Below are 17,321 nucleotides of genomic sequence, written 5' to 3' on the forward strand. Positions count from 1 at the left end.
CGGGCGCAAGTAAACGCGCGCAGCCGGACGCAACGCCTGTATGGGGATTCCTCGCATGACAGCCGACGCCGCCGCGCTTCCGCTGGATTTTCGTGAACGACTGCTCTCGGAACTACGCGCCCAGGGCTTTCGCCTGACCTTACAGCGCGAGCAGGTGCTGGACGTTTTTCTGAATCAGCCGACCGGCGACCATTTGAGCGTCGAAGAGCTGCATCGCGCGCTTAAGAAGCAGGCCTCAGATATCAGTCTGGCGACGACATACCGCACGCTGCGCCTGTTTGTGACGATGGGCGTGCTGCGCGAACTGGATTTTTCGGAAGATCACAAGCACTACGAACTGATTCGCGACCCGGAAAAGCCGCATCATCACATTATTTGCATCGACTGCGGCAAGACCGCCGAATTTGAATCGCCGGAAGTCATTGCGCTGGCCGCCAAAATCGCGCGCGAAAAGCGTCTGACGCTGGTAGACGTGCAGCTCAAGATTTTCGCCAACTGTCAGGACAGCGCCCACGACGACTCGTTCTCTGAGCATGAATCGCTTCGCCCTGCGCGCGATTCTGGCAGTTTCTAGCCGGATTTTCCGGCCAGATTCAGGGGTACAGGCCGCGTAGCGTCTTGGCGGCGGCCACGCGTCCAACGCCGAGCATCATGGCGGCGGTGCGGGTATCCACGTCACGCGCCTTGTGCAGGTGATAGACTTCTTCAAAGCCTCTGCCCATAAGGTAGTACAGCTTCTCATTGACCTGTTCTTCGCTCCAGAACAGGTGTTGGATATCCTGCACCCACTCAAAATAAGACACCACCACGCCGCCCGCGTTGGCCAGAATGCCGGGAATCACCAGCTTGCCCTTGGCATTGAGAATCTGGTCGGCTTCGTAGGTCACCGGGCCGTTGGCGCCTTCGACAATCAGCCGGGCCTGAATGCGATCCGCATTCCGCTCGTGAATCACGCTGGCCACGGCGCAGGGGGCCAGCACGTCGACGGGCTCTTCCAGCACCTGTTGGCCGTCGATGGCTTCTGAACCTTCAAATCCGCTAACAGAGCCCGTTTCCCGAACATAATTGAGCAGGCGCGGGATATCCAGTCCGGCGGGATTCCGGATGGCGCCGTGCAGATCGCTGACCGCAGTGACTTTAATGCCCTGCTGATACAGATATTTGGCCGTGACGCTGCCCACGTTGCCAAAGCCCTGCACCGCCGCCGTGGGATCTTCCAACCCCCGAAATTCCTTTTCGAGCGCCAGTTTCACGATATAGGCGACGCCGCGTCCGGTGGCTTCCGTACGTCCCAGCGTGCCGCCGACGCTCACGGGCTTGCCTGTGACGACGCCCGGCACGGCGTAGCCGACAAAATTGCTGTACGTATCCATGATCCACGCCATGGTCTGCTCGTTGGTGTACATGTCGGGCGCGGGAATGTCTTTTTCCGGCCCCAGCAGGGCCAGAATCTCGGTGGTGTAGCGCCGGGCGATGCGCTCCAGCTCGGTCTGGCTCATTTCTTCGGGAAAACACTGCACGCCGCCCTTGGCGCCGCCGTAGGGCAGATTGAGCAGCGCGCATTTCCACGTCATCCACATCGCCAGCGCGGCGACCTCTCCCAGCGACACCTCGTGATGGAAGCGAATCCCGCCCTTGGTCGGGCCCAGGGTCTGGTCGTGCTGCACCCGGTAGCCGCTGAACACCTTGGTTTTGCCGTTGTCCAGCTTAATCGGCACTGACACGATCAGCGCTTTGCGCGGGTATCGCAGGCGCTCGTGGATGCCTGCGTCCAGGTTCATTTTTTCGGCCACTTCGTCAAGTTGTTTCTGCGCCATGCAGAACGTCTCGTTTTGCAGGTATTCTTCCATCGAGAGTTCGCTCCAAAAGTCGCGTTGAAGGCGGCGGGTTTGATATGCTGTCAGACGGTGTGTGATTATCATATGCCCGCGCACAGGCATTTGCAAACGGGCCGAGGCCCATACGCGCAAGGAGAACGTCGCCTTGAGGCTCGACAAATTTCTGAAGGTTTCGCGCCTGATCAAGCGCCGCACGCTCGCCAATGAACTCTGCGACAAGGGCCATGCGCAAATCAACGGGGCCATGGCCAAAGCCGGCGCAGAAATTCGCGTGGGTCAACGCATTACGCTGCGCATGGGCGCGCGCCGCCTGACGGTGGAAGTCTTACAGGCCCCGGAAAAAGCTGTTCCCGCGCAACTGGCCGAGACGCTGTATCAGGTCATCAGCGACGAAACGCTTTAAGACGACCGGGGCGTCATCGCCGCCAACGCCGCTTGCGCCTCCGGGCTAGGGTTCTTCTGTTTCGTCGCCCAATCCGTGAGCGGGCCCTCGTAATGCGCCGTCGCCCCGCGCGCGGCTAACGCCCGGGCGACCTGTAAATCCACAATAGCTTCGAGAGCCGCCTCAAACAGCGTGCCATGAGATAGAACGTTAATGGATGCGTTTTCGCGATCCACCGTGATCGTCACCGGCGCGTTGACGCCAAAACTCTCCGGCGTCGTCGATCGATTGCCAATGGCGAGAATATCCGTCGGATGCTCACGGGGAGCTTCTCCGGGTAGCAACCCGTTGCTATCCAGCGCAGTCACAGGGGTAATCTGGCTAAAGAGGCCGCCAAACCTTGGCGGGGCGGGCGTAACGCGCATGATAAATCCTGCGTTAAGGCGTGATGGCGGCCAGGCGTTGATCGCGTTATGATGGGCATCTTCGCCTTGTCTGGCGTTTTTTCATGGAAGCCCTAAAAACGGCGCGCGTCAACTGCGCGCACCATGTTTTCTATGCCCGACGTCCTCGTTAACGCCGCGCCTTCTGGCCGAAAACGCATCGCTGTCGCTATGAGCGGGGGCGTCGATAGTAGCGTCGTCGCCTGTCTGCTGGCGCGTGCGGGTCATGACGTGGTGGGATTCACGGCCTGGACGCTCGACGGTCCGGGAAAATGCTGCAATGACGCTCTCATCAAGGCGGGGCGCGTGTGCGAACAACTGGGCGTCCCGTATGACACGGTAGATTTACGCGCCATGTTTTCGCACTACGTGCTGGATTATTACAATCGCTCGTATGCCGAGGGCCTGACGCCCAATCCGTGCGTGGAGTGCAACCAGTATGTCAAGTGGGAAGCGCTTGCCGCGTACGCCCGCGAGGCGCTGGGCGCGGATTTTCTGGCCACCGGCCATTACGCGCGCATAGACAGACGCGGCGGCCGTCCTCGCCTGTTTCGCGCTGCCGACGCGCGTAAGGATCAGACTTACATGCTGGCCCGCGTTCGCTCTCAGGATCTGGAAACCGCGCTGTTTCCGCTCGGCGATCTCGTCAAGCCGCAAGTGGTGGCCATGGCCCGCGAGATGGGCATTGCCGAAGCCGACGGCAAGGAAAGTCAGGACGTCTGTTTTGCGATGAACGGCCATGCGGCCTACATCCAGGGCGCATTGGGCAAACAGCCCGGCCCGATCGTTGATCTCGATACAGGCAGGACGCTCGGGCGTCACGAAGGCTTCTATGCCTTTACCGTCGGGCAGCGCAAGGGGCTTGGCGGCGGCGCAAGCCGTCCCGTCTACGTCGTGCGGGTAGATGCCGCCAGCAATACGGTTTACGTAGGCGATGCCTGCCATCTGGAATCATCGCGCCTGACGGCGCTGGATGTTCGCTGGCTGGGCGACGCGCCGCGCGAACCGTCGTTTCGCGCCGCCGTTAAAATCCGCTATGCCGCGCCGCCTGCGCAAGCCGGGATTTGCCCCGCCGAGACTCCCGGCGCTTATCTCATCGAGGCGCAAACGCCCTTGAACGCCGTGACGGCAGGCCAGGTCTGCGCCATCTACGACGCAGATTTCGTGGAACTGCTGGGCGGCGGCTATATCGAGCGCTTTCTGCCGCAAACGACGTTTGACGCATCCGCCCAGAACGCGCCATCGGCCCCCGCGTCGTCGTGTTCGCTGCCCTTGGGTTCGTCGCCAATCGAGTCAAGATGCTAAAATACAGGGAGCGCCGCTGAGACCGCCAAGCGCCCCGCGCGAGGATGCTCATCGGATAGAGAGACGCCTGCAAACGGTTGCGAAATCCCGCTCCAGACGCAGAGACGAAGGCATCGACAGAGACAGTAAAGGCTATGAGACCTTTTCGACATCGCGCGATTCCCCTGATTATTGTCACGACGCTGTTTGCGGCAAGCGTTGGCCCGATGCCGCCGTCGATCGCAAGCGCCACGCCGCAAAACCCGATGCTCACCCAGGGAAACGCGCCCAGCGAAATCATCATAGAAGGCATCGGCTTTGACTCGGATCTCGACGCCAGACTCGGCGCGCCGTCGCCCGTCGGTCTCGACACCCCCACCCCCATGGCCGTAATTCTGCGCGATTTGCCCGGCGAGCTGCCGGCTTTTATCCAGCAGAGCAACCGCGCGCTGGATCCCATGCAGACGCGTTACATCGCGTGGGCGCTATTTCGCTTTGCGCAACTGTATGGGGTCGATTACCGCATTATCGCCAGTCTGGTCTCGATCGAATCGTCGTTTCGCGCCGATGCCGTCTCCAGCGCCGGGGCCATCGGTCTGGGGCAGCTTAAGCCGGACACGGCGCGCTGGCTGGGCGTGCGCGACCCGTATCATCCGGCGGACAATGCGGCGGGGTTGACGCGCTATATGAGTTATTTGCTGCGCAAGTACGAGGGGAATCTCGACAAAGCGCTCGCCGCGTATTTTCAGGGGCCGGGGACCATCGATCGCAAGGGCATCACGCCGGAATGCCTGCCTTACCTGATGAAATTCAACGCCGCCTTCGCCCGATTCCCCAGCGCCGCCCCGCCCGCCGACGCTCTGGGCAACCGCCCGTAAGTCGCGTTAATTTTATTACGTTTGTAATTGATTTTGATGGTTTTTTGCCTTATAAAAGGGATTCAAAAGTTCCTCTTGAGGACGGCTTCTATGGCTTTGTCTATTCGATCCATCCGATTCGGCGGTACGGCGGGAACCTATCCAGAATCGTTAGCCGGGAGAACCGTCACCATCGATTGGATAGGCGGGGGCGCTGATTTTGGTGAAATTTATCCACAGATGAAAGGCTATGAGAGTTTCACCATAATTGCTGATCCTGACGGTCCTCCATCTGCGTTTATGGTTAAAGACGGCGTGTATTCCCCTCCAAGAGTTGTTAAATTCCAGACTGAGGACGGAAAATTGTCTGATTTCAGCGCTGCGGAGCGGTTTGACGTTGTGATATAAGGGTCGCCAGACCCCTTGAGGCCCAGAAATTCATCGTTACGACAGGCGATCGCCTCCCTGAGAGCCGGTTTCCACTGGCTATGGAAACGTTAACCCGCCAGTTTTAAGGCCCGCTCAGGCCTTTGCGCCTGACGCCCTTTCGATGCGCGCCCGTAAGGCGCACAATTTATTACACTTGTAATTGATCTTGACGCTTGTTTGCCTTACAAAAGGGATTCCAGTAGTCCCTTTTTTAGGAGCGCTCCCATGGCCTTATCTACTCAACCCATCCGATTCAGCGGCACGGCGGAACATTACGACGGATCCCTGGCCGGTATGTACGTCAGAGTCGACCGCACAGGCGATGGCGCCCGTTTTTATGAAGAATATCCAGAGATGGAAGGTTATCATATATTCAAAACACTGATGGATAATCAACAAGGTGGACTTTTATTTAGTGGCGATGAGTTTTGGAAGGAAGCTCCCAGACTGCTTTGCGTCGAAGCGGTACGGGACAAAGCAGGCGGTACGACAGACGACAGACTCTCTCGCATGATTCCTGCAAGTAAATTTGATGTTTTCCTCGACAAAAATTTAAAACCCATCACACCCCGGTTGCCTGGGCCAAAGCGGATGATCAGCGCCTGGACAGCCTGATTGGACCAATACCGGCCTCTTCAGACTTTCTACCCCTTTCTAAGGGCTGGCCAACCGGATGCGGGCGTCGCCTCTTTATTTGCTATGCATGTAATTGACGCGACGCGTCGTTTGCCTTATGAAAGAAACTTAATAATCGCTCATCATTGGGAGACTCGACATGCTTTCCACTGTTCAGCCCCTCAAATTTCGGGGCACTGCGGAAAACTATCCCGGACGTCTGGAAGGCCAACGCGTTCAATTGGATTCTGAAATCACTAATCAAAGAGATTTTGAAACGCTATATCCGGGTATGAAGTTTGACGACACTTTTACAATAGTAACGGATTCCGGAAAGTTCCCTATTGCCAAAGGCTCCGAAATTACTCAAGTAAGGCTTGTCACTTTCCAGGCCCCCGACGGAAAACAAGGTATGAGCGCTGCGAGTCGCTTCAACGTCATACCATAGCCGTGAGGCCATGCGCCGACGCTTGCGATCGGCGCGACTCTATTTATAACCGCCCCGCCGGAACCACACGCCGCAGGACGGCAGGCAGCGCGGCGATGAGGGCTTCCACGTCGCTGTCGTCGTTCTCACGGCCTAAACTCACGCGAAGGGTCGCCGTGGCCTCGGCCTGGGTTTTACCCAGCGCCAGCACGGAGGCAGAAGGCGTCAGCGAGCCGCTATGACACGCTGAGCCGCTGGAAACGCCGATGCCGCGTAAATCCAGTTGCAGGGCCAAGGCTTCGCCTTCGAGCGGCGCATGACCCTCGCATAATAGCGAAAAATGCGCATTGCCCGGCAAACGCCGATGAAAATCCTCAGGACCGTTGAGAATCAGGCGGAAGCGGCTTTCTTGAAGCTCAATGCGCAGGCGCTCCAGCAGGCGACGCCCCAACGTGCGCAGGCGGCGGCTTTCGGCTGGCGCTTCTTCGCAGGCGTAATGCAGGGCAGTCGCAAACCCGACCGCCAGCGCCGGATTCTCCACCCCGGAGCGTCGGCCCTGTTGCTGACCGCCGCCCAACAGCAGGGGCGCAGGCGCGGGCGCGTCGTGACGGGCGAATAACCCGCCGACGCCTTTAGGGCCGTAGCACTTATGAGCGGAAAACGTCAGGTAATCGACCGGCAGGCGGGCCACATTCAGCGGCAGTTTGCCGACGGTCTGCGCGGCGTCCGCATGAAAGAGCGCGCCATGGCGATGCGCGACCTCGATTAGCTCGTCGAGCGGCTGCACCGTCCCGATTTCGTTATGACCGTGAATAATCGACACTAGGGCGGTATCGTCTCCCATCGCCTGCGCCAGCAGGTCGGGATGCACAAAGCCCTCGCGGTCAACCGGCGCATACGTCACGCGCCATCCCGCGCGCTCCAGCCAGCGCACAGGCTCGCGCACCGACGGATGCTCAATGGCAGTCGTCACCAGATGGCGCGGGCGTCCGCTGGCGCTCAGCGTTTCGGCCAGCCCGCGAATCGCCCAGTTATTGGCTTCCGTGGCGCCGCTGGTCAGGGTGATTTCATCGGGACGCGCGCCCAGACAATGGGCGATTTGCGCCAGCGCATTCTGAACCGCCGTGCGCGCGCCTTGCCCCGGCCCGTGCAGGCTTGCCGGATTGGCGAACCCGTGCGCGGCCGTTTGGGCGGTGGCGAGCCACGGCAACATTGCAGCCAGCGCGCGAGGGTCTAACGGCGCGCTGGCGGCGTTATCCAGATAGCGATAGGAGGGCGGCGCGTCAGTTGTCATCGGCGAGGAAGGCTCTGGCTCGGGGAGGGTTTGCAAAAACCCGTAAACTGGAGGGTTTGGCGCGACGGCGCCCGGTTCATTATAATAAAGAAGAGGGGAAACAGAGAGCGCGCAGACAGATAGAGAAATCGAGAAATAAAAATAGAGATAGAGATAGAGATAGAGATAGAGATAGAGATAGAGATAGAGATAGAGATAGAAAAAACAAGAAAGAGAAAGACGAGTGACGCGACGCATCGTAATCGCCATTGGCGGCAACGCGCTCTATGACAAAGAGGGCGGCAATAACCTGCATCCGGCGCAAGTGGAAATTATTTGCGACCATATCGTCAACGTCGTGCGCCAGGGCTATCTGCCGGTCATTACCTTCGGCAACGGTCCGCAGGTCGGCAACCTGCTCGATATGGCGGAAACCTCAGCGCGTCTGTTCACCTCGCGGGTGACGCTGGAAAGTTGCGTGGCCTGGACACAAGGCCAAATGGGCTATTGGCTTGCCAATACCCTCTCAACGCGCCTGATCCGCGCCGGACTCGACGCCACCGTGATGGCAACCATCACGTCTGTGGAAGTCTCGCCCGAGGATCCGGCTTTTGAGCATCCCAGTAAACCCATTGGCAAATTTATCACGCCGGAAGTCGCCCAGCGTCTGTACGAAGAACGCGGCTGGCACGTCGGCCCGGACTCCTGTCGCGGCTATCGCCGCCTCGTCCCGTCGCCGCGCCCCAAGGCGATTCTGGAACTCAAGGCCATTCAGACGCTCATTGAGCAAGGCGTTATCGTGCTGTGTTGCGGCGGCGGCGGCGTGCCGGTGGTGCGCGGCGACGACGGGCTGAAAGGCGTTGAAGCCGTCATCGACAAAGACTACGCCTCGTGTCTGCTGGCCGCCTCGCTGGGAATCGAGACGCTGGTGATTTGTACCGACGTCAGCCACGTCTATCTCGACTATGGTACGCCGCAGGCGCAAGCGCTCGGCCTGACATCGGTCGAGGATGCGCGCCGGTATCTGTCTCAGGGACAGTTTTCTTCGGGCAGTATGGGTCCCAAAGTCGAAGCCCTGCTGGATTATCTGGACGCAGGCGGCAAACAGGCCCTGATCACCAGTCTGGACGCCCTGTGCCAGGCCCTGGAAGGAAAAATCGGGACCCGTTTTACGCGCGCGGCGACGTCTGAAGTCATGTAAACGGCGTGAGACCCTCAGGCGTAAGCGTTTTTGGTTTTCTCATGCAAATATCGAAACAAATTGCCGCCCCTGCGGGAACTTTTTAAGCCGCGTTCGTCATAAGTCCCAGTAGGATGCGGCTGGCAAGATGGATTAGGCTCAGGTTTTCCATTCAAATCGCGCGTCAGCCGGGTCGGCGATGAATACGGATACTGGCTCTTGAGGTTATTAACTCTGATTCCCCCTGAATTTTTCAGCGAGATGAAATAGCTCAGGAGAATGCGCAGATGAGAAGAGTCGTGATGCAGGAACGCTCCTTGTCCCCCGTCGAAAAACTCACGCTGTGGCTGGCCAGTCTGGCGTTGATGGTCGGCGCCAGCGCCTCGGTCGTCCAGGGCGATCGCCCGCTTCCCAAAATTGTCGATTTACTCAAATTCAACGCCGATACGCCTCTTGCGCAATTGCATCAGGCGATTATCAGCGGCTTTACGCCTCCTGGCCTGTCGCTGTTTGTGCGCTAAGCGGGCCGAGCGTTTCGATTTTTCTTTCACTCATTTCAACAACACACAGTTCAACGACCCAACCAGCGGGGAAATCGGTTCCTTTCCCCGCCGGGTTGGGGCGTTGGCCGTTTTTTGTATGATGATTCTTTCATGAGTGCTGCCTTTTGGGGGCCGTTCCCGCCCCCAAACCCCCACCCTGTCTTTATTTGAGGGCTTCGCCCTCAAGGCCCGTTTTATTGCCTGCCTGCGTGTTTGAGGGCTTGGCCCTCAAGGCGGGTTTTATCGCCTGCCTGCGTGGCGCAGGGGCAGAAAATCTTCCGGGTTTTATGTTCCCCTCCTGATAATGGGGCGTTCCCGCCCCTAGGCCCCTGTCCTGTCTGTGTTTGAGGGCTTGGCCCTCAAGGCGGGTTTTTCCGCCTGCCTGCGTGGCGCAGGGGCAGAAAATCTTCCGGATTTTATGTCCCCCTCCTCATAATGGGGCGTTCCCGCCCCTAGGCCCCTGCCCTGTCTGTGTTTGAGGGCTGGGTCCTCAAGGCGGGTTTTTCCGCCTGCCTGCGTGGCGCAGGGGCAGAAAATCTTCCGGGTTTTATGCTCCCTCCTCATAATGGGGCGTTCCCGCCCCCGAGCCCCTGCCCTGTCTGTGTTTGAGGGCTGGGTCCTCAAGGCGGGTTTTATCGCCTGCCTGCGTGGCGCAGGGGGCAGAAAATCTTCCGGATTTTATGTCCCCCTCCTGATGATGGGGCGTTCCCGCCCCTAGGCCCCTGTCCTGTCTGTGTTTGAGGGCTTGGCCCTCAAGGCGGGTTTTTCCGCCTGCCTGCGTGGCGCAGGGGCAGAAAATCTTCCGGGTTTTATGTCCCCCCCTCCTGATGATGGGGCGTTCCCGCCCCGAGCCCCTGCCCTGTCTGTGTTTGAGGGCTTGGCCCTCAAGGCGGGTTTTTTCGCCTGCCCGCGTGGCGCAGGGGCAGAAAATCTTCCGGATTTTATGTCCCCCTCCTGATGATGGGGCGTTCCCGCCCCTAGGCCCCTGTCCTGTCTGTGTTTGAGGGCTTGGCCCTCAAGGCGGGTTTTTCCGCCTGCCTGCGTGGCAGGTTAGGGCGATTTTGGCAAAATCAGGGGCGCGGCGGCGGTGCGCGGCCTCCTCCAGATGGACGAGGCCTTGGCGGACGGTTCAAGTTTCAGCCCCGGCGCGCCGATGCTCTCTGTACAGATGTCGGCCTTTGACGTCGACGCCGAATGAGAGAGCGCGCCCGTTTATGAGCGGACCCTCGGCTTACGCCAAGCAAGCCCAGCACTACAAAGAGCAGGCGGTGACCACCGCCACGCCGGAAGAAATTTTAATCATGCTCTACGACGGCGCGATTCGCTTTCTCAATGCCGCGCGTAAAGGTCTCGAAACCGGCGATATCGAAAAATCGCATAACAACCTCATTAAAACCCAGCGCATTATTACCGAACTCATGTGCAGCCTGAATATCGAAATCGGCGGAGAAGCCGCCCAGAATCTGTACCGGCTGTACGATTATCTGCACTACCGGCTGGTAGAAGCCAACCTCAAAAAAGATGTTACGATGGTGGATGAAGTCCTCGGCCATATGCGCTCGCTGCGCGACACATGGCGCGAAGCCATCGAAATTGCGTTGCGCGAGCGGGCGGGCGCTCTGAACGCCTCTGCGCCGTTGGAAAGGGAAGCCAGTGAAGGACGACGCGACAGCGCCTGATGCGCCCCCCTCCCTGACGTCTGCCATGAGATCAGCGACGAGCAGCCTTCAGGCGGAATTCGAGCATCTGGAGCGGCTTTCCAACGCTCTGCTGAATGCGCTTGCGGCGGAAGACGTGCATCAAATCGCCCAGTTGCTGTTTCAGCGCGGCGAACGCATCCGCGCGATTCAGGCGTATGACCTGACTCAGCAGTCAGCGGACGTTCAGGCGTTTCTCAAGCAGAAAATGGACGCCGTGGAGTTCCTCGAACCTGCCATCCAGCTTAAAATCGGCGCCCTGACCCGAGCCTTCGCCGACAAGCTGAATCAGACCCGTGAGCAAAAATGGCTGGTCCGTCGTTACAAAACCGTCGACGACGATAGCGCGGCAGACGGCTCACGCGCATAAAATCGCAGATCGCCTCTGGCAATTGTAACAATTCCGCCTCCCTCTCTCCAGATTTCCGGCTTTCGGTCGAGTCCTTTCTGGACATACGAGAATTCACAGTGTTAAGAAGGAAGGCCCGGCAGATGATGATGCGAAACGCCCATGGTCGCTCCGCCATTGAAACTGGCGCCCTGACGGCGCTCATTGGACTGGCGGCAGTTCCGGCGATCCTGTTATTTTCGCAAAACTACGACGACAGCCTCCACCATGTCGGCAATGCGGCCGCCAACGCGCCCGTCCTGTCGTTATTGAACCGTCAAGCCGGCGACGGTCCGCCCGCCCTCTCGCGCAGCGAGCTGCCCTCTGCGCTGCCCAACGCGCCAGAGACCGGAATCAGCGCGAGCGTCGCCATGAACAGCCTTGCCCAGCAGGGCCCCGACCCCAGTCTGGCGACAGAGGGCATTGCCGCAAGAAGCGCGCCAGACCCGCTTCCCGCGATGGGCTCGGTGACCACCTCCGCCCAAGGTCAGGTCCTCAAGACGGCGGCTCCGGCGTCCTCTTTGACGCCGCTACCCGCCGATGCCTTGCCCGGTAGCGCGGCTGGCCAGCCGTATGGCGGGCAATCACAGGGATTGGAAACGCTCGCCGCGCAAATTGCCACGCTCGACCAGCAGATTGCCCAGAGCCCGCCTGCGACGCCGACTCAGGTCGCGCAACTGGAGTCACTGGTGACGCAATATTCGCGTCAATATGACGTCCTGTCGCAGAACCTGCCGCCCGACGCCCCGGTTCGCCAAGCGATGAAAGCGCGCGCCGATCAGGTTTACAGAAGCGCGCAGCGACATTATCCGCCGCCCTCGAAACGAAATCCTCAGCAAACGGCCTCAACTGCCTCTTCGGGTATGGTTGTCAGCGCTTCGAAACCCTTGCCGGTCGTCAGCGGCGCGGGGGGAAGTCCGCCCCTGCGCTAGCCAGAAAACAGTCGGCGTCCGTTACCGCTTTTGCGATAACAGGCGCGCGATATCGGTCAGGGCCGTCGAAACGCTTCGCCGGATCCATTGCCAGGCGTCACGGCATTGTGCCAGCGGCTTCAGTAGCACCTCGCGCTCATGAAATACCGCCGTGCGATGCTCGACGGGATAGGCGCTGAGCATATAGGGCGGCAAGTCGCGATTGTCTGCCAGAAAGGCCGCTATTTGCGACAACAGCGCGAGTTGCGCATCCATATAGAACATCTCGCCGCGTTGCTGGACTTCGTCGGCTTCAAAATGCAACAGCGCCTGATAGGCGGCATCCAGCGACGGGTCCGCGCCACTGGGCGCCGGCCAGCGATTAATTGCCTGACGCGCGGTCAGCGATTCTTCCACGGCCTGTTGCAGTAATCCTGCGCAGTCGCGACGCAATTGCGCAATATCAGGCGGCGGCGGGAGCAGGGACGGGGCCATGGCGAATCAGCAGTCTCCCGCGCTTAACCCACGCGCAGCGTCAGGCATTTACACGAGCCGCCGGATTTCAGAAATTCGCTCATGTCGAGACCGACCACGTTGAAGCCGCGCGCGCCCAGTATCTCGCGCAGGCGCGCCGACGGGCGGTTGAGAATCACGGCGTCGTCAATATTGACGGCATTGCAGGCGAAATCGGCGGCTTCTTCCGGCGTCACTTCAATTAACAGCTCTGGCGGAATATTGGCGCGCACGACGCTTTGCCCCCAGTCATCGAAGGCGCCGGGATAAAACAGCGTATGCCCCCCGCGAAGCGGACACAGGCAGACGTCGATATGATAAAAACGCGGATCGATTAATTCCAGCGACAGGACCGGCAGGCCCGTTTGCGCGGTAATCGCCGAGTGGGAGGCCAGCGCCGATCGGGTTTTATAGCCCGCAAACACCCGATCGCGCCAGATTAACGCATCGCCCGCGCCTTCAAAGTGAATACCCGGCGCCATGGTCGCCACGCGAAAGCCCTGTTCTTGAAACCATCGCTGGACATGCGGCTCTTCGCCCTGCCGCTCTGGGAACTTATAATGCGCGATGATGGCGCAGTCGCCGTAGACAAAAGCGGCGTTCGCCGTAAAAACGAGATCCGGCAAGCCCGCGACCGGCTGAAGACGCAGCGTTTGCGCGCCCGCCGCTTCGATGGCCTGGGCCAGCGCTTCCCATTGCTGACGGGCCATCGCCCCGTCGCACGCGCCGCCAACGCTCATCCACGGGTTGATGGCGTACTCAATGGTGAAATAATCCGGCGCGCACATCAGGACTTTAGGCGTTTGCGGCGCGCCCAGAGGCGATGCGCCGATTTTGAGGGGACTGGCCTCGCATGCCGCAGCCAGAGCGGCCCCGCGCCCCTGACGGCAATCGCTGGAGGGGAACGGCGTTTTGTCGAGATGCGGCTGGAGAGCGGCCACAATGGCTTCCAGCGCGGCGTTATCTGCGGCGGCGACCTCAATCGAGGCGAACGAAAACTCGCGCCGCGACTGACCAATGGTGAGCGCATTCAGGGCGTAATCGCCGCCCATGGCTTCAATCAGGTCGAGGACCTTGGCCAGGGTCAGCGAGTCAAGCAGATGGCCGCTGAGCGTCACTTCGCGGCGAACCGCAAACGCGGGATTAAACGCTGTCGTCATGCAGAGGGCTTCATCAGGGCGCTTATACGGGGGAGGTCTTGAAGGCAATGCGGGGCGTCGTTGCGAGAGACGCGCGGGGAGTTCCGTCATCGTCGCGCACGGCGGGCGCAGAATCAAGCCTTGGGCGAGGGCGTGCGACAGGCCGCGCCCTGACGGGTTCCGCGTCGGCGAAACACGGCGTCAATGGCGTTCATGACTTCCAGTTTACGCATCATCCAGCGCGGGGCGACCACGTGTTGATGATGCCCGTTGCCTGCCACGCGATGAATGACGCAGTGCGGGGGCAGGCGTTCAATGAAATCGCAGACGGTTTCAACGTATTCGGCTTGTTCCATGGGGCGCCAGCGGCCCTGGGCATATTCTTTTGCCAGTTGGGTCTTTTCCATCGCTACCAGCAAGTGAATCTTGACGCCGCGAACATCCAGCGCGGCCAGCGCATCCGCGCTCGCCATCATATCGGCATGGGATTCGCCGGGCAGGCCGAGAATTACATGGATTGTATGGTCGAGATCGCGCGCGCGCGTCATCTCATAGGCCTTGAGAAAGTCCGCATGCGTTTCGCAGCGATTCAGGCGCGCAAGCGTCGCGTCGTGAATGGTCTGCATGCCGTATTCGACAGAGATAGAGCGATCGGGGCGCTGGTATGAAGCGATTAAATCGAGCTTGTCCGCATCCACGCAATCGGGCCGCGTGGAAATAGCGAGCCCCATCACGTCAGGATGCGCCGCGAGCGCCTCGTCGTATAAAGCTTTCAGACGCGCAGCGGGGGCATAGGTGTTGGTATGCGACTGAAAATAAGCGATGAATTTTTCCGCGCCGAATCGCGCGCGCTGCCGCTCGATGTTTTGCTGAATCTGTGCCGTCAGGCTGTCGGCGGGATTCTGCGCGCGCGACGACGAGCCGGTCTCGTCGCAGAACGTGCAGCCGCCGCGACCCTTGGCCCCGTCAATATTAGGACAGGTGAAACCCGCGTCGAGCGTCACTTTGTAGATCTTGGCGCCGAACGTGTCTTGAAGATAGCGGCGATACGAGCGGTAATACGGCGTCGGCGCGTCCATCGGGACGTGGGCTCCAGCAACAGGGCGATGCTCATCACCATACACGAGAAACAGCCCGGCGCGCGAGAGCCAGAGGTCGCCAATTGCGCGCCGATGGCAAGCTCGTGCGTCCAGGGGATTGCGAGCGCGGGCGCAATCGCTACAATGCCGTTTGTATCGTTTTGTAAATACCCCGCCGTCGAACGCGTCGGCAATAGGGCATTGGGCGGAGCAGACGAGGTGACAGGCGGCATGTCGACAACGGATACGACGCATGGGGTTGAGCTGGAGCGCTACTGGAAATCATACGCCTCCGAGCCGCCCATTCCGGGGTTAGCCCCTTCAGATGAGGACGTGTCGGCGTCCATTACGCAGACCTGGACGGATCAGGCCATTAAGTGCTACCTCACCAGCGCCGATTGCGTTAATTGTTCGATTTTAAAGGGACGCTATTCGTTCCAGTGCCAGATGAACAAAGTTGTGCCCGCGCTGCTCACCGCGCTTGGAAAACCGGATGCGGCGCGCGTCCAGAAGCTTTTACCCTATCTGGAGCAGTATTAACGGTTGAGAGTGACGAAAATTCCCTACGAAAAGTAGATTCTTGCCGGCGATCCCCCTCGCCGGTTTTTTTTGTCTGTTTCTGCGACAATACGCGAAAGAGTTGTCCGCCTTCGCTTTTGGACGCCTGCTATGCCTGCGGAGCCCGAGTTTCTGCATACCCAGACGCTGATTATCGGCAGCGGCATTTCTGGCTTGTTTCTGGCGCTCAAGCTGGCCGCTGCGGGCCGTCGCTCGCTGATTGTCTCCAAAAACGCGCTGGGCGAAAACAACTCGCGGTACGCGCAAGGCGGCATTGCGGCGTTTTTCGCCGACAACGCTGACGATTCGCTGGATCTGCACGTGCGCGACACGCTCGCCGCCGGCGCAGGCCTGTGCGACCCGCTCGCCGTGCGCGAAATTCTCGCCGACGGGGCGGACGCCATCGCCGATTTACTCTCGCTGGGCGTGCCGTTTGACGCCGACGCCGAGGGCAGGCTCGAACTCACGCTGGAAGGCGGTCACAGCGCGCGCCGCATTATTCACGCGGGCGGCGACGCGACGGGTCAGCAAGTGGAAATGACCCTCATCGATCGCGTCCGCGAGCATCCGCTGATTGAGGCGCTGGCTTTTTGCGAGGCCACGGCCCTGCTGTCGGACGGACGCCGCTGCTACGGCTGCGACGCCCACGATTTTGAGAATCAACGCTCGTACCGAATCTTCGCCGACGCGGTCGTTCTGGCCACCGGCGGCGGCGGTCGGCTTTACAGTCGCTCGACGAATCCGCCGGGCGCAACCGGCAACGGCTTCTGGCTGGCCTATCAGGCGGGCGCTGAGCTGCGCGATATGGAATTCGTACAGTTTCACCCGACGGCATTCTATCAGGACGGACAGGCGCGCTTTCTGATCAGCGAAGCCCTGCGCGGAGAAGGCGGTATTTTACGCAACGCGCTTGGGGAGGCCTTCGCCAGGCGCTATCACCCGGCAGGCGAGCTGGCGCCGCGCGATGTCGTGACGCGCGCCATTTTCGAGGAGATTCATCGTCAGGAAGGCCGACCCCAGGCCAGCGACCGCGTGTTTCTGGACATGACGCATCTGCCGCCCGACTTACTGGAAAAACGCTTTCCGTCGATCCTGAAAGCCTGTCTGGGCTTTGGCGTGGACCTGCGCACCGAGTGGATTCCCGTCGCACCGGCGGCGCATTACATGATGGGCGGCGCGCGGGTCGATTTAACGTCAGGCCGCAGCGACGTCGACGGCCTCTACGTCGTAGGAGAAAGCGTCTGGACGGGCCTGCACGGCGCCAACCGCCTTGCAAGCAACTCGCTGCTCGAGTGCCTGGTGATCTCGCGATCAGCCGCCCGGGCGATTCTAGCCGAATCCCCCGCCGCAGCGGGCGTCTTATCAGAAAAATCTCACTTGTCGCTGGACTTGCCGCCAATGACCGCGCCGACGTTTGAGACGCCCGCTGAACTGCCGGACCGTCTGGCGACCCTGCATCGCCTGATGTGGGAAGGCGTTGGCGTGATTCGCCACGAGGCCGGTTTGCGCGAAGCCCTCGCCCAGATTGACGCGCTCACCCGGCAGGCTGAAGAAGCGCAATATGAGCGCTTTATTCCGCTGGGGGCCGATTATACCCATCAGTTAGGCGTCTGCCGACTCATTACGGAAGCCGCGCTGGCCCGCCGCGAGAGTCGCGGGGCGCATTACCGCGCCGATTACCCCGACACCGAGGCGACGGCGCGCCACAGCCGACAGGCGAAAAATGGCGCGATCGCCATGGCGGCCGTCCCGGTATGACGCGGCGA

At 60.2% G+C, this 17,321-nt stretch carries 20 protein-coding genes; 14 read left to right on the top strand and 6 right to left on the bottom strand.

From position 1 onward, the window contains the following. The first annotated feature begins 55 nt into the window (after window positions 1-55). Window positions 56-574, top strand: coding sequence for a transcriptional repressor (locus IPK79_09925; protein MBK8190751.1), 519 nt, complete (start codon window positions 56-58; stop codon window positions 572-574). A 19-nt stretch (window positions 575-593) separates the two neighbouring features. Here IPK79_09925 and IPK79_09930 read toward each other — a convergent pair whose 3' ends face one another. Then, window positions 594-1,850: a Glu/Leu/Phe/Val dehydrogenase gene (locus tag IPK79_09930; protein MBK8190752.1), complete on the bottom strand. Its 1,257-nt coding sequence runs from the start codon at window positions 1,848-1,850 to the stop codon at window positions 594-596. 133 nt (window positions 1,851-1,983) lie between these two features. On the opposite strand from IPK79_09930, the gene IPK79_09935 reads away from it, so the two are divergent. Then, window positions 1,984-2,241 (top strand): RNA-binding S4 domain-containing protein, encoded by a 258-nt coding sequence (locus IPK79_09935; protein ID MBK8190753.1) that lies wholly within the window; start codon window positions 1,984-1,986, stop codon window positions 2,239-2,241. On the opposite strand, the gene IPK79_09940 is transcribed toward IPK79_09935, so the two are convergent. Further along, window positions 2,238-2,645 (bottom strand): hypothetical protein, encoded by a 408-nt coding sequence (locus tag IPK79_09940; protein ID MBK8190754.1) that lies wholly within the window; start codon window positions 2,643-2,645, stop codon window positions 2,238-2,240. The two genes, IPK79_09935 and IPK79_09940, sit on opposite strands and share 4 nt — an antisense overlap. A 132-nt stretch (window positions 2,646-2,777) precedes the next feature. Here IPK79_09940 and mnmA point away from each other — a divergent pair, with 132 nt between their 5' ends. The 5 genes from mnmA to IPK79_09965 all read left to right on the top strand — a co-directional run bounded on the left by mnmA (window position 2,778) and on the right by IPK79_09965 (window position 6,296). Further along, complete coding sequence (gene mnmA / locus IPK79_09945) at window positions 2,778-3,968, top strand: tRNA 2-thiouridine(34) synthase MnmA (GenBank protein MBK8190755.1); 1,191 nt, start codon at window positions 2,778-2,780, stop codon at window positions 3,966-3,968. 134 nt (window positions 3,969-4,102) lie between these two features. Then, window positions 4,103-4,825, top strand: a complete 723-nt coding sequence (locus IPK79_09950; protein MBK8190756.1) for a lytic transglycosylase domain-containing protein — start codon at window positions 4,103-4,105, stop codon at window positions 4,823-4,825. A 90-nt stretch (window positions 4,826-4,915) separates the two neighbouring features. Then, a complete protein-coding gene (locus tag IPK79_09955) occupies window positions 4,916-5,212 on the top strand; it encodes a hypothetical protein (GenBank protein ID MBK8190757.1) in 297 nt (98 codons plus the stop codon). A 246-nt stretch (window positions 5,213-5,458) separates the two neighbouring features. Further along, a complete protein-coding gene (locus IPK79_09960) occupies window positions 5,459-5,848 on the top strand; it encodes a hypothetical protein (GenBank protein ID MBK8190758.1) in 390 nt (129 codons plus the stop codon). A gap of 160 nt (window positions 5,849-6,008) precedes the next feature. Next, window positions 6,009-6,296: a hypothetical protein gene (locus IPK79_09965; GenBank protein MBK8190759.1), complete on the top strand. Its 288-nt coding sequence runs from the start codon at window positions 6,009-6,011 to the stop codon at window positions 6,294-6,296. A gap of 43 nt (window positions 6,297-6,339) precedes the next feature. On the opposite strand, the gene IPK79_09970 is transcribed toward IPK79_09965, so the two are convergent. Next, the gene (locus IPK79_09970) at window positions 6,340-7,569 is read right to left on the bottom strand and encodes a cysteine desulfurase (GenBank protein MBK8190760.1); all 1,230 of its coding nucleotides are present in this window, start codon (window positions 7,567-7,569) and stop codon (window positions 6,340-6,342) included. A 223-nt stretch (window positions 7,570-7,792) separates the two neighbouring features. Between IPK79_09970 and IPK79_09975 the strand changes: the two genes are divergently transcribed. The 5 genes from IPK79_09975 (at window position 7,793) to IPK79_09995 (ending at window position 12,287) form a co-directional block, all read left to right on the top strand. Then, on the top strand, window positions 7,793-8,749 hold the full coding sequence (locus IPK79_09975; protein ID MBK8190761.1) for a carbamate kinase: 957 nt from the start codon (window positions 7,793-7,795) through the stop codon (window positions 8,747-8,749). A 266-nt stretch (window positions 8,750-9,015) separates the two neighbouring features. After that, window positions 9,016-9,249: a hypothetical protein gene (locus IPK79_09980; GenBank protein MBK8190762.1), complete on the top strand. Its 234-nt coding sequence runs from the start codon at window positions 9,016-9,018 to the stop codon at window positions 9,247-9,249. A gap of 1,235 nt (window positions 9,250-10,484) precedes the next feature. Continuing rightward, complete coding sequence (gene fliS / locus IPK79_09985; GenBank protein ID MBK8190763.1) at window positions 10,485-10,949, top strand: flagellar export chaperone FliS; 465 nt, start codon at window positions 10,485-10,487, stop codon at window positions 10,947-10,949. A gap of 25 nt (window positions 10,950-10,974) precedes the next feature. Further along, on the top strand, window positions 10,975-11,337 hold the full coding sequence (locus IPK79_09990) for a hypothetical protein (protein ID MBK8190764.1): 363 nt from the start codon (window positions 10,975-10,977) through the stop codon (window positions 11,335-11,337). Between the two features lie 122 nt (window positions 11,338-11,459). Beyond that, complete coding sequence (locus tag IPK79_09995) at window positions 11,460-12,287, top strand: hypothetical protein (GenBank protein ID MBK8190765.1); 828 nt, start codon at window positions 11,460-11,462, stop codon at window positions 12,285-12,287. A gap of 21 nt (window positions 12,288-12,308) precedes the next feature. Here the strand turns inward: IPK79_09995 and IPK79_10000 are convergent, their stop codons facing one another. The 3 genes from IPK79_10000 to IPK79_10010 form a co-directional block, all read right to left on the bottom strand. Then, a complete protein-coding gene (locus IPK79_10000) occupies window positions 12,309-12,761 on the bottom strand; it encodes a hypothetical protein (protein MBK8190766.1) in 453 nt (150 codons plus the stop codon). A 23-nt stretch (window positions 12,762-12,784) separates the two neighbouring features. Then, window positions 12,785-13,939 (bottom strand): hypothetical protein, encoded by a 1,155-nt coding sequence (locus tag IPK79_10005; GenBank protein MBK8190767.1) that lies wholly within the window; start codon window positions 13,937-13,939, stop codon window positions 12,785-12,787. A 113-nt stretch (window positions 13,940-14,052) separates the two neighbouring features. Further along, window positions 14,053-14,997 (bottom strand): TIGR01212 family radical SAM protein, encoded by a 945-nt coding sequence (locus tag IPK79_10010; protein ID MBK8190768.1) that lies wholly within the window; start codon window positions 14,995-14,997, stop codon window positions 14,053-14,055. 144 nt (window positions 14,998-15,141) lie between these two features. Here IPK79_10010 and IPK79_10015 point away from each other — a divergent pair, with 144 nt between their 5' ends. Together IPK79_10015 and nadB are read left to right on the top strand one after the other, a co-directional pair. After that, window positions 15,142-15,537 (top strand): hypothetical protein, encoded by a 396-nt coding sequence (locus tag IPK79_10015; GenBank protein MBK8190769.1) that lies wholly within the window; start codon window positions 15,142-15,144, stop codon window positions 15,535-15,537. Between the two features lie 129 nt (window positions 15,538-15,666). Continuing rightward, entirely contained in the window at window positions 15,667-17,313 is a 1,647-nt protein-coding gene (nadB, locus tag IPK79_10020) for an L-aspartate oxidase (GenBank protein ID MBK8190770.1), read from the top strand. Window positions 17,314-17,321: the final 8 nt, after the last annotated feature.

It is taken from the genome of Vampirovibrionales bacterium (assembly GCA_016712355.1).
In the GTDB taxonomy this organism is placed as follows: Bacteria; Cyanobacteriota; Vampirovibrionia; order Vampirovibrionales; family Vampirovibrionaceae; genus JADJRF01.